We start from the raw sequence: 12,244 nt of genomic DNA on the forward strand, positions 1-12,244 counted from the left end.
ATCCTACGCCGACGCCCCGCTGTAGTGCCTCAGCCCGAATCGCCAAAACCGATTCGAGACGATGAACATTCCCGCTGCCAACAGGCAGGCCCAGCCGAGTGCGGCCGTCGGCATCTTGGATGAATCGCCGAGAAACGTCGCGGCGGGGACCATCGTGATGAATGCCAGGGGCAAGATGTAAGTCAACGCCCAGCGCAGCCAATCCGGATAAATCGTGATCGGATAGCGGCCGGCCTCGAACACATTCCAAAAGACCATCTCGATGTTCTGGATACGCACAAACCAAAAACAAAGCGTCGCCAGCATCAGCCAAATACCATAGACAATGACGTATCCCGCCGCGATAACGCCGACGAACATGGCAAGGTTGACCGGCGACACCGCCCCGTGGAGCTTGACGCACCCAATGACGCAGACGGTCAGTCCGAGGACGACGTCGACGAGCCGATAGATGATGATCTCGCGGATGCTGACCAGTAGCTGGGCGTTGACCGGCCGAAGAAGGACGAAGTCGAGCGTCCCTTTTTGGATGTCCTCCAGCAGCTTGTGCATGTTCGGAAGGATTGAGATGCGCAGGCCCCCGGCCACCATCCGATACACGCCGGTCAGCACCAGCATATGCTGCCACTGCCAGCCCCGGATCTGCGGCGTGTTATGAAAGACCGTCCAGACGACGAGCAATTCGCTCGCCAGGTGCATGATTGACACGACGATCCGCATCATCATGTCGAAGCGATAGGCCGCGACATTCTGAATGCTCACGCGGGCAAACAGCGCCGCCAGTCTAATGGGTCGCTTCAGGGACATCGGATCACCCGCTCACCGCCGAGTAACGTTTGACGGCCGCCGCCCACCCGACGCGAAAAAGGATCACCAGCCCAGCGAGCCAGACCAACTGCATCGCCAGGCCGGTGGCAATCTGGCCGGTATCCGTCATCTTGCCCGTCAGCACCTCTGCCGGAAACGCAAACATCCAGCGAAATGGCAAAGCCCAGGCAAACGAAAGAACCGCGCCGGGCAGGGCCAACATCGGCGAGAATCGCCCGCCAAGAAACATGCTCAGACCAAAATAGACCTCGCCGACCGCATCGAGCTTGGGCGTCCAGAAAGCAATCAAGGACACCACGTAGCCCAGGACGAAATTCAGCGCGCCGGCCAGCACAATCGTGAAGATCCCAACAGTAATCTGCCATGGCGGCGCACGAAAATCCGGCGCGTACAGCCAGAAGCAAATCGCCCACATCGGCGCCAGGAAACCGAGCGTCGCAATCTTGTAGGCGAGGTTATTCGCCATCGACTCCCAGATGGGCAAGATCGGTCGCAGAAGCTTCGCCGAAAGCTCTCCACTGCGTATGCGGTAACCCATCTCATAGGTATCCCACGCCGTGGTCACGTGCCCGATGACCATGATTGCGAAGTAGTAGGCCGCCAATTGGCCCTTCGAGAACCCCGCGATCTGGCCATCCGGTCGGCCCTCTGCTGCGGCGCTCCACATCGCATACAACACTGCGGGATTCACCAGGCCCCAGATGGCCCACAAGATGATCTCCCCGCGATACTGAAGCATCACGCCGATATAGACGCGAAGAAAAGCGGGAAACGCTCGCACGATGGTCGTCACGTTCCGTGCGCCTCCGCGGGTTGACGGGAAGAATCCGGGTTCTCTCCGGCCGCGGCCTGTTCGCTGAAGGCCCGCTTGATCACGTCCTCGATCGGCGGATCTTCGATCGTCAGATCGAGAATTGGGAGGTCGTTGAGCAGCCGCTCGGTAATGGCCGGGGCGCTGCGCTTGGGCACCCGCAGCTCCACCTTGCGCCCCTCGCGGACCAGCACCTCTCCCAGGGCCGCAAAGTCGTAGCCGTCCAGTTCGCGGTCCAGATCGACTTTGATGACCTTGAACGGGGCCAGCTTGGCAGACAGCGCGTCGAGCGCCCCATCGAACAGAATGCGCCCGTGGTGGATGACGATGATCCGCTTGCACAGCGCCACCACGTCGGCCATGTAATGGCTCGTCAAAATGATCGTTGCGCCGTGCCGCTTGTTGTAGCCGGCGATGAACTCTCGAATCCGCGCCTGCATGGTCACGTCCACGCCGATCGTGGGCTCGTCGAGAAAAAGGACCGCCGGGCGATGCAGCAGCGAAACGCAAATCTCGCACTTCATCCGCTCGCCCAGGGACAACGTCCGCACCTGCTTCTTTAAGATCGGCGTCAGGTCCAGCAGCTCCACCAACTCGTCGAGCGTCTCTTGATACTGCGCCTTGGGGATGTTGTAGACCGCCCCATGGACCATGAACGAATCGATCGCCGGTAGGTCCCACTGCATCTGCGAGCGTTGCCCCATGAGCATGCTGATCTGCCGCAAATACTCCGCCTCCCGGTTCCACGGCACATGATCCATGACTCGTGCCGTTCCCGACGTTGGGTACAACAACCCCGAGAGCATCTTCAGCGTGGTCGTCTTGCCCGCCCCGTTGGGACCCAGAAAGCCGACGATCTCCCCCTTCTCGACGGTGAAGCTGACCTGATCGACCGCGTTGACCTGTCGATACTTCCGCCGAAACACGCTTCGAAGCGATGCGACGAGCCCGCCTTCCCGCTCCGGTACGCGAAAGTTCTTGCTGAGTGAATCCACCTCGATTTGGGGCATAGAGAATTGACGGAGTGTAGCCGCGGTCGCCGACCGGAATCCAGCCCGCCCTCCGCCGATTTATGGAGAGGGCTTGGCCAGCGCCTTGTCCACTTGCTCACGCATCTTCTTGTAGTCGCGGTTGATCTGCAGCGTCTTGTCCAGGCGGATCATCTCGTCCAGCTTCTCGCGGGCGATTTCCCAGCGCTTCTGGGCCACGTCCTCGCGAGCCTCCCGGAGCAGCAGCCGGGCACGGTCCGTGTTCTTCATTTGCGGGCCGGTCTCCTCGTGCATGTAGGACGTGACAAACTTGACCAGATAGACGCTCCCAACCACGCCCCCGCCCAGCAGCAGCGCGATAAAAATGTATTTGAACGCGAACGTGCCAAAAAGCGTCCCGAAAGCGTCCGCGATCTTGGTGAAGACCGTCGCCTTCCTGGGCTTCAGTTCCGTAAGCTGACCCTTTTTCTTCTCTTCCTTCGTGCCGGGTCCGGCTCGGCCGGTCAATTGGTCGTAGCTTTCGATCAGCTTGTTCTGCTCCTCCCGATACTTCGCCTCCTCCTCCGCTGAGAGCTGCTTTTTCTTCTGTGCCTCCTGGAATTTCATCAAGGCCGCTTGCTCGTCGACCTTCGGCGTGGCGGACGATCGCCCCGTCGCCGGTTTTTTCGCGGCGCCCGCGCTCGCTCCGACCGTCACGCCGGGGATGCGCAGCGGCCCCTTGCAATGCGGGCAGCGAACCGCCTTTCCGGCCAGTTCGTCCTTGACCTTCATCTGCTTGCCGCATTTACAGGAAACGGAGATCGCCATGTGCAGGTTTTTCCGTTGAAATCGTGCAGCGCGTTCGTCGCGCCTGCCTCCGCCCGTTGCCCAATGGACCTAATGGATTATTGGTGTTCCGACCGTGTATGACAAGCATCGCCCTATTGCGATCGAAGGAGCCTTGCGGAGAGGTGTGACTTCGCCCGATAGCGATAATGGACCGCACAGCGTCCGCCAAACGCAAAGCGCAGCATCTTGACCCCCCCGGCCGTTCTCATAACATCGAAGGGATGATGGAGAAGGTGGAGGACTCGCCGGGGCTCAATTTTCGCGCCCGCGCTGGCCGCCCAACCCAGGGGCGTGCGATGACCCTCATCGAAATGGCGGTCGCCGTCCTGCTGATCGGCGCCGGCCTGTTTCTGCTGGTGGGGTGGACGCGGGGCCTCCAGTCCGACGCCCGCCGGACCCTGGCGGTGCGGCTCCTCGCCGAACTGGATAAGGCCCTCGCTCAATATCATCGGGCGAACGATCGCTATCCCATCGCCCCTCAACCGAACGCCGCCGCTCGCGTGACCATCGCCCTTCTCGACTTCGAGCGAACCCGGCAGACGCTCGACGATCTGCCGCCCTCCGTCTGGCGCGGCCCGGGACAGCGTATTCTGGTAGACCCCTGGGGGACGCCGCTCAAGTATTTCTCCGAGACGGACGAATCGCGCTACGTTCTGGCCAATAACGGCCGGCCGGTCTTCGTTTCGGCAGGTCCGGATCGCGATTTCGGCGATGAAGACGTGTCGAAAATCGGCGACAACCTGCGCAGCGACGATCCGGGTCCGGCGGGATTCCGACTGGACCACATCATGCGCGAATCGTTAACGGAGGAGGAGCCCGCGGGTGGCGAAAAAGAACATTGACCGGGTCGACGTTCGCGATCGACGCGTCTTAATGCGCGTCGATTTTAACGTCCCGTTGAAGGAAGGTCGGATCACCGATGATCGCCGCGTGGTCCAGGCGCTGCCTTCGATTCGCTCGGTCATGGACCGCGCCGGCAAACTCATCCTCATGAGCCATTTGGGACGGCCCTCCGGCAAGGGCCCCGAGTCCGCCTTCAGCCTGCGCCCCGTCGCGGAACACCTGGCGACGCTGTTGGGGAGAGGCGTGCGCCTGGCCGACGATTGCGTGGGAGATCAGGCCAACCAACTTGTCGATGAAATGAAATCCGGCGACGTGCTGGTCCTGGAGAACCTGCGCTTCCATGCCGAGGAAACGCTGGTCGATTCCGCCAAGAAGAACCCCGACAAAAAGCCAACGGCGAATCAGCAGGAAAAGATCGACGCGTTCGCCCGTGCCTTGACGCGGAACGCCGACCTTTACTGCAACGACGCTTTCGGAACCTGCCATCGCAAACACGTGAGCATGTACGATGTGCCCATGCTGCTGGGCGCCGGCAGGAGAGTCTGTGGCCACCTCGTGCAGAATGAGCTGAAATTTCTGGGAGACGCACTCGCTCAGCCTGAACGGCCGTTTGTCGCGATTCTGGGCGGGGCCAAAGTCAGTGACAAGATCAAGGTCATCGAGAATCTGCTCACCAGGGTGGACACGATCCTCATCGGCGGGGCAATGACCTACACCTTCAACGCCGCGAAGGAACTTGGCGTAGGCAAGAGCCTCTGCGAGCGGGACAAGACGAACGTGGCCAAAAGCCTTCTGGACAGAGCAGGACAGAAGTTGCGCCTGCCGAGCGATCACGTCTGCGCTTCGCAATTGGAAAAAGGGGCTGCCACAAAGACGGTGGCCGGCGCGATTCCCGATGATCTCATGGGTTTGGACATCGGTCCTATGACTATTGCGGATTACCGCAAGTTGTTGGCGACCGCCAGGACGATCGTGTGGAATGGACCCATGGGCGCATTCGAGACGACTCCCTTTGATCGGGGAACGTTGGCCATCGCACAGGCGCTGGCGGACGCCACGGCCAATGGCGCAACGACCATCATCGGCGGCGGCGACTCGGCCGCGGCCGTCGAAGCCGCCGGCCTGGCCGACAAGATGACCCACATTTCCACCGGCGGCGGCGCCAGCCTGGAGTTTCTCGAAGGCAAGCCCTTCGCTACCATCGAGATCCTGGACGACGCCTGACCGCATCGACTATTGGCGCGAGCCCCATGACCCGACTCATCCTCATCGCCACAGCACAGACGGATTGGCGCGTCCAGGACCGACTGGCCGGTGACACCGATCTGCCCCTCAATCAGACCGGCCACGAACAGGCGGTCGCCGATGGCGGCGCCCTCACCGCGCTGGCGCCGACCATCTGCCGTTGCGGTCCCGAGCAGGCCACCAAACAAACCGCGGGGATCATGGCGCACCAACTTGGTATTCGCTTTCGCACCGTCAAGGAGCTTCGCGAGGTCGACCTCGGCCATTGGGAGGGGCTGACGATGGATGAATTCCGCGAACGCTTTCCCAAGGTCCATCGCCAATGGCGCGCCGAGCCGACGACCGTCGAACCGCCCGAAGGCGAGTCCATTCCCACTGCCGCTTCGCGCCTATCCAACGGACTCAAAAAAATTCTCAAGCGCCATCCCGACGAGGCCATGATCATCGTCGTTGGCCCGCTGGCCCACGCCATCCTTCGCTGCCGACTGCAGGACGGCAATTACGAAAAATTCTGGGAGTACGCGGACAGCGACGAGCGACGGTGCGACCTGACGATCGAACCGGCCAGCATTGCCGCACCCTGACTCGTCTTCGCGTGGCTTTGGGATATTGCTCGCTAATGACGATGCGCGCGAGGCCTTGACGATGAACGGGGAATCGTTACCTTCATGGCCATAGGCTCCATTTTCCTGGAGGGACACCACCATGACCGAGCGCGTTCGCGAAATCCTGAGCTGGTACAAAGGTGAAAACCCCGGCGTCCTGACCAATCTGGCCCGGATGCTCAACCACGGCCGCCTTGGCGGCGTCGGCCGCATGGTGATCCTCCCCGTCGATCAGGGATGGGAGCACGGTCCCGTGCGCAGCTTCGGCCCCAACGACGCCGGCTACGATCCTCACTATCACTTCAAGCTCGCTACGGAAGCGGGCCTGAATGCCTACGCCGCTCCGCTGGGTTTCCTCGAAGCTGGCGCCGCGGACTTCGCCGGCGATGTCCCCCTCATCCTCAAGGCCAACAACCACGACATGCTGGCCGACGAAAAAGATTCGTGGCAGGCGCTCACCGCCTCGGTTCGCGATGCCCGCCGCCTCGGCTGCTGTGCCGTCGGCCTGACCATCTACCCCGGTTCGGCTTTGCGGAAACAAATGTATGAAGAGTGTCGGGCCTACGCCGAGGAAGCCAAGGCCGCCGGTCTGGCCGTCGTCGTATGGAGTTATCCCCGCGGCAGCTCACTCTCCAAGGAAGGTGAAACAGCGATCGACGTGTGCGGCTACGCAGCGCAGATCGCCTGCCAGTTGGGCGCGCACATCATCAAAGTGAAACTGCCTTCCAACCACATCGAACAGGACGCCGCACGGAAGGTCTACGAGAAAGAAAAGATCGCCATCGGCACGCTGGCCGAGCGCGTCAAGCACGTCATCCAGTGTGCGTTCAACGGCCGCCGAATCGTTATTTTCAGCGGCGGGGCCAAGAAGGAGAATGACGCAGACGTATTTGAGGAATGCAAGGCCATCCGCGACGGAGGCGGCTTCGGCTCCATCATCGGCCGCAATACCTTCCAGCGCAAGCGCAACGACGCCCTAAAGTTCCTCGACCAGATCATCAAGATCTACTCGTAGGTTCGACCTCCGGTGAAGGAGCGCTCGCGGACGGCAATAACCCGTTTTCCTTCATGACGCGGTGAATCTCATCCGCGAGAATCTGGTTTCCCTCTTCTCGTAAATGGCTGTCTCGCGGAAAAAAAGGCCGCTCGCCGGCCGCCGCGCGTTCACGAAAGACCGGGAGCATATCCACACAGAGGATTTCCTTCTTCCTGCACCACGACGCCACTTCATTGCAAAACGTATCGGGGGGCATCTTGCGGGCATAGGGCAGCAGCGCCGCCGCCCGCTCGTGATAGACGAACGCCTTTGCCGGGATGGACACGACGATCAGCGTCGCGCCGACCTTTGCGGCGGCGTCGCGCAGGGACACCATCGCGCGCTCCGAGGAGGCCTTGCCTTCCGCCAGAATCGTGCTGCGCGTGTCTTGCGCCGCATAGGCATCGGCATCAAGGACATAGGTTTCGCCGTCGATTTCGCACTCCGCCGTCCCTCCCAGCGGCGGATGTTGCCAATCCGGCGGCAGTCGATAGGCGTTTTTTCGTACCGCCTCGAAAATGGCGTTCGACCGCGGGTAGTCGATCTGCGGGCCCAGCGTCTGCCGCGCCGCCCACCACGCCTGAAAGCACGCCTCATCAATCCAGTCATTGACAAAAGTGACCATGATGACGACGCGCGGTCGATGGGACGCACCGTGGACCTCGAAACACCGCAAGAACTGCGTCGGCGCGCTGGCGGAAATCCCCAGGTTCAGGACGTTGCGGCCGATCGCCGCCTCCAGCCGTTCCGTCCACGCCGCCTCCAATGCAACCTTGTGGCCGAACACAAAGCTGTCACCAACCGCCACCGCCCAAACCGGAGCCTTCGTCGGATGGTCACGAAAGCACACACCGTTCGCCCCAATGGGCTCGGACTTGTAGATGTATGCGCGGCCCAGTTCGTTCGTTTGCGCCACCACGACACCGCAGCGCATCGTCTTGCCAATATACGGATCGGCGACCCAATCGTCGTCGCTCCGCCATTCCGCGGTCAGAGGCGAGTACCCCCGGCGAAATTCTTCGCTGCCTTCCGATCTCAACCATACCCAGGCCGAGAATCCGAACAACACCAACGAAATGCTGAGGAGGCCGAGTGCCAGGCGCGCGTACAACGGCCCTCGATGGGACACCGACGATGGCGGTGCAGGTTTATTCGCTTCGGTGGGGTCGTGCGTCATGGTGTCTCAATCGGTTGAATGCGTTCCGCCCGCAGATAATCCTGCCACTCCCGCCATGGCCGCCCGCGAAAGTAAACCGTGCAGAGATCGCCATAGCGCACTTGTCCGCCGTAATCGCGCCGGACCCATTCCTTCAGCGGTGCCAGGAGCCGTCCTTCGAGGTGGCCATGCCGGAGATCGGGTTCCTCCGCCAGTGAAAAACCGCCTGCCGGAACCAGAAGCGTCGGCGGAGATGCCGCGTCGCTTGGATCCGACGGTTGCACATCGATCGGCGTCCAATCGACGATCGTTTCCGGCGGCGTCGCTTGCAATCGCATCAACACCTCCGGCAGCGGCGGATCGAGCAGCCGAATGCGCCCCCCAAAGATGTCGATCGCCTGGCAGATCTCCAGCGGTGTCCGGCGACCGGCGTAGTAGCTCACGGCGTGATCGCTCGGCCAAAGCATGATCGCCTGATCGTCGGCCGACGTCTCACGCAAGACGCGGACCAGTTTGTCCACGCGCTCGCGGCGATGGTGGTACGCCCTTCGCGCACTGCTCTGCGGGCTCATCAGAAATTGAACGTGGTCCCGGAGTTGGCAGACCCCGACGACGAGACCGATCAGGAAGACAAATGTCGTCGCCGGGCGTTTCCGCGGCGTCCAGGGCGCATCCATCGCCCAGGCCGCGAGCACCGTTGCCGGCGGCGCCGCCTGCAAGAGGTAGTGCCCGTACCCATGCGGAGCAACCACGAATATCAGCGTGGCGGCCAAGGCGTACACCACAACCAGTCCGAATTCGACGTCAATCGTTTCATAGGCGCCCTCCTCCCCGGTCCCGGCGCGCCGGGATCGCCGTCGCGTCCAATAGCCCATGCACGCCGCCAGCGCCGGGCCGAACACGATCACGCTGAGAAAAAGATGCCGACCGACGCCCGACCAATGGTCCCACTCCAAAATGCGCCATCGCTGGTGCTCCGCCGATGTGGCCCGAAACAGGTCATGCACAGCGACCTGCCGCCAGAACGCCCCGAGCGATTCATTGGCCCGTAACCAGATCAGGATACCGATCCATGGGATCGCCGCGCCCAGCCAACACAGGGCCATCGATTTCCAACCGGATGATCGCCCCAACGCCCGCCATCGGGCCAGAATCCCAATCGAAATAATGGCGAGCAGCAACACGCCTGTCTGCTTGAACGTCGCCGCCAGCCCGCAACATAGCCCGATGAGCAACCATCGTGCCGCCGCCCGACGCGCGACCAGAAGCCACACGGCCGACATCTCAAACAACGCCACGAACTTCTCCAGGTTGTCTCCCCAATCCGCCAGGACGCGATGACTCAGGACGACGCTCAAAAAACATGTCGCAAAAACCGCCGGGCCGCGCGGCGCAAAACGCCGGGCCACCGCGTAAGTCACCCCGCAGACCGCGACGGTTAGAAAGGCATCCAGCCAAAGGAAAGCTCGATCATCACCCACCCCGAAGACCCGATCCAGGCCGGCAAAGGTCAGGAATATCCCCGGCGGCTTGCTCTCCCACAGATCCTGATAAAGCCGTGCTCCGTCGAGCATCCTGGCCGCAAAATAGGCCCATATTCCGGTATCCGTCTGGAGGGGAATCTCCGACCACACCCACCGCCCGGCAATGACTTGGATCAGGGCCGCCGTAACCACCAGGGACAGGGTCCAGTCCCATCGACCCGACTTAGGGATACCTGGCGAAGCCTTTTGTGCCGGGAGCGCGTCGGGCGTGGTCATTTGCAAAGTCTAGTCGGAGCCCGGGGCCGCGAGAAATATTCCGACTCCCCTCGTTAATACCTCATGGAACCGGAATCTCATTGCGCGGGCGGCCCAACTTCTCGACCGCCCCCGCCAGCCGTGTAATTCTTTGGCCGCCTGAAACTCGGAGGAAAGTCATGAATCGCTCGCGAACCCTGCTCGCTGCCCCCACCCTCACCCTGTTACTTATCGCCGCCACCCCTACCAATGCCCTCGCCCAGTCCAGCAATCAGCCCGAATTCTACAAGGCGTACTACCTCGAAAAAGAGGCCAAGGACTACGCCGCCGCCCGCACACTTTACAGCAAGGTCGTTAATGCCCGGGTCAGCGATGATGTAGCCTCCGCCGCCCGGGCCGGCGCCGATCGCTGCCGCGACCACCTTGCCGCGCAGAACTTCGCCTCCCTCATGCCCCCGGATGCCCTGGCCTATGTCGAGATCACCCGCCCCGGTCAAATCATTGAAAAGCTCGCCGAAATGCTCGGCCTCACCACGAACGACATGCAGCAGGTTCTGTCCAAACGCCCGAGCAAGGCGTCGTCGGCCCCCTTCCATGTCCCCGAGGAAGTCGCTATCAGCCCGGCGCTCTTTGAAGTGCTCAGCAGCTTTGGCGGCGCGGCCTTCGCGATGACCAATTTCGATCCGAACGAAGGCGGCCCGCCCTCCGGTCTCGCCGTCATCCACCACGGCGACGCCGCCTTGCTCAAGGGTCTTCTCGAAACCTTCTTCCAGTTCTCCCCCGTCGCCGAAAAAATCGGCGATATGCCCACCTTTGGTTTTCATTGTTCCAAGATGGGTGAAATCACCGGCGTTCTTACGCAATCGCTTCTTATTGTCGGCACCGGCCGTGATCTCGTCGAAGGCGCGGTCAAACGCCTGGTAAACTCGGATACCCCATCGCTCGCCACGCGCGACGACCTCTCCGAGGTCATGACCGATCGGACCGGTGCAACAATATTCGCATTCTGCGACCTCGCGGCCGTCTTGAAGCGCGTGACCGGCTCGATGTCTGAGGATGACCGGCAAGAGTTTCAAGTCGCCAATGTCCTGGGCGATCTCGACCATCTCCGCTGGGCGACCTACTCGATGGGTATCCACGAAGGCGCGCTCACTACGCAACTCGCCGTCCGCTACGCCGACGATCATCGCAGCATCGTCTACAACCTCCTGCGGCTTCCGCCGATGACGCGACAGTGCCTGTCCCGCGTGCCCAAGGACGCCGCAGGATTCTTCGGCCTCGGCCTCAACCCAGCCCTCGTCCAGGCCGCCGCCGACGCCGCTGGCCAGCCCGGAGACAAAGTCGCCGTGACCGGCTTCGACATCGGTCGCGAGTTCTTCGGAAACATCCGCGAGGTGTGCGCGTTCATCGTGCCCGGCGCGATGTCCGAAGGCGACGGCGAGGTCTCGAAAATCCCCAACGTCGGCATCCTCCTCGCCGTGAACGACGTTGCCCGCTCCAAAGCCCTGTGGAACCAACTACTGACCATCCCTGGTCTCGTCGCCGGCAAGGAGCCGATCGCACCCAAGGCGGTGCAAATTGGGGAGACGGACGTGATGTCTTACGCCATTCCCGAATTCGGCCGGGTCTATCTCGCCGAATTCGACGGTTGCATCGCCATCGGCCTGACGCGCACTGCCCTCAAAGCCGCCATGCAGGCGGGCAGCAAGAACCGCAGCGTTCTCGACGATCCCGTCCTCGGCAAGGTGATCGAGAAGATGCCGACCGACAGCAGCATCATGGTCGTCGCCCACGTCGGCCGGCTCGCCAAGGTCGCCGCCGGCTCCGGCGACATGGGAATGGCGATGGCCGCCGGCCCCGCCGCCGAACTCTGCAGCAACACCGTTGCCTGGCTGGGCCTCGGACAATCGCCGACGCAGCTTACGCTCCGCACCTCGATCAGCGGCCTACCCAACATCAACGCGGCCATCAAGAAGTTCTCGCCGATGATCAACGCCTTCGCCGGCCAGGCCGGGGCGTTTCATCAGGAGAAGGACGACGATGTAGTGAAGGTCGAGAAGCGGACGGAAAAGCGCACGGACAAGAAGCGAAAGCACAAGCCCGAACCGCTGTAGCGTCCGCCCTCTGTGGCGGACGATGGCGAACGTCAATCGTGCGGGAATCC

The 12,244-nt window shown here is 62.0% G+C and carries 11 protein-coding genes; 5 read left to right on the top strand and 6 right to left on the bottom strand.

The annotated features are described in order from the left end of the window. Positions 1–3: 3 nt before the first annotated feature. Genes VJZ71_11895 through VJZ71_11910 form a run of 4 tightly spaced genes read right to left on the bottom strand, consistent with a single transcriptional unit; the run spans position 4 to position 3,435 of the window. The gene (locus VJZ71_11895) at positions 4–807 is read right to left on the bottom strand and encodes an ABC-2 family transporter protein (GenBank protein ID HKQ48763.1); all 804 of its coding nucleotides are present in this window, start codon (positions 805–807) and stop codon (positions 4–6) included. A 4-nt stretch (positions 808–811) separates the two neighbouring features. Beyond that, complete coding sequence (locus tag VJZ71_11900) at positions 812–1,621, bottom strand: ABC-2 family transporter protein (protein ID HKQ48764.1); 810 nt, start codon at positions 1,619–1,621, stop codon at positions 812–814. Continuing rightward, positions 1,618–2,649, bottom strand: a complete 1,032-nt coding sequence (locus tag VJZ71_11905) for an ATP-binding cassette domain-containing protein (GenBank protein ID HKQ48765.1) — start codon at positions 2,647–2,649, stop codon at positions 1,618–1,620. Before VJZ71_11905 ends, VJZ71_11900 begins: the two co-directional genes overlap by 4 nt. A 60-nt stretch (positions 2,650–2,709) precedes the next feature. Beyond that, positions 2,710–3,435 carry a hypothetical protein gene (locus tag VJZ71_11910; GenBank protein HKQ48766.1) on the bottom strand — a complete coding sequence of 242 codons (726 nt, stop codon included), beginning with the start codon at positions 3,433–3,435 and terminating at the stop codon, positions 2,710–2,712. Positions 3,436–3,752: 317 nt separating this feature from the next. Between VJZ71_11910 and VJZ71_11915 the strand changes: the two genes are divergently transcribed. The 4 genes from VJZ71_11915 to VJZ71_11930 all read left to right on the top strand — a co-directional run bounded on the left by VJZ71_11915 (position 3,753) and on the right by VJZ71_11930 (position 7,164). Then, a complete protein-coding gene (locus VJZ71_11915; GenBank protein ID HKQ48767.1) occupies positions 3,753–4,298 on the top strand; it encodes a type II secretion system protein in 546 nt (181 codons plus the stop codon). Next, on the top strand, positions 4,279–5,523 hold the full coding sequence (locus VJZ71_11920) for a phosphoglycerate kinase (protein HKQ48768.1): 1,245 nt from the start codon (positions 4,279–4,281) through the stop codon (positions 5,521–5,523). The genes VJZ71_11915 and VJZ71_11920 overlap by 20 nt, the downstream gene beginning before the upstream one ends. 26 nt (positions 5,524–5,549) lie before the next feature. Further along, positions 5,550–6,128 (top strand): histidine phosphatase family protein, encoded by a 579-nt coding sequence (locus tag VJZ71_11925; GenBank protein HKQ48769.1) that lies wholly within the window; start codon positions 5,550–5,552, stop codon positions 6,126–6,128. A 121-nt stretch (positions 6,129–6,249) separates the two neighbouring features. After that, positions 6,250–7,164, top strand: a complete 915-nt coding sequence (locus VJZ71_11930) for a class I fructose-bisphosphate aldolase (GenBank protein HKQ48770.1) — start codon at positions 6,250–6,252, stop codon at positions 7,162–7,164. On the opposite strand, the gene VJZ71_11935 is transcribed toward VJZ71_11930, so the two are convergent. Both VJZ71_11935 and VJZ71_11940 read right to left on the bottom strand, forming a co-directional pair. After that, positions 7,148–8,362, bottom strand: a complete 1,215-nt coding sequence (locus VJZ71_11935) for a hypothetical protein (protein ID HKQ48771.1) — start codon at positions 8,360–8,362, stop codon at positions 7,148–7,150. The two genes, VJZ71_11930 and VJZ71_11935, sit on opposite strands and share 17 nt — an antisense overlap. Further along, entirely contained in the window at positions 8,359–10,101 is a 1,743-nt protein-coding gene (locus VJZ71_11940; GenBank protein HKQ48772.1) for a hypothetical protein, read from the bottom strand. The genes VJZ71_11935 and VJZ71_11940 overlap by 4 nt, the downstream gene beginning before the upstream one ends. A 158-nt stretch (positions 10,102–10,259) precedes the next feature. Between VJZ71_11940 and VJZ71_11945 the strand changes: the two genes are divergently transcribed. Next, entirely contained in the window at positions 10,260–12,194 is a 1,935-nt protein-coding gene (locus VJZ71_11945) for a hypothetical protein (GenBank protein ID HKQ48773.1), read from the top strand. The last annotated feature ends 50 nt before the right edge of the window (positions 12,195–12,244 follow it).

Source organism: Phycisphaerae bacterium, assembly GCA_035275405.1.
Classification (GTDB): domain Bacteria; phylum Planctomycetota; class Phycisphaerae; order UBA1845; family UTPLA1; genus DATEMU01.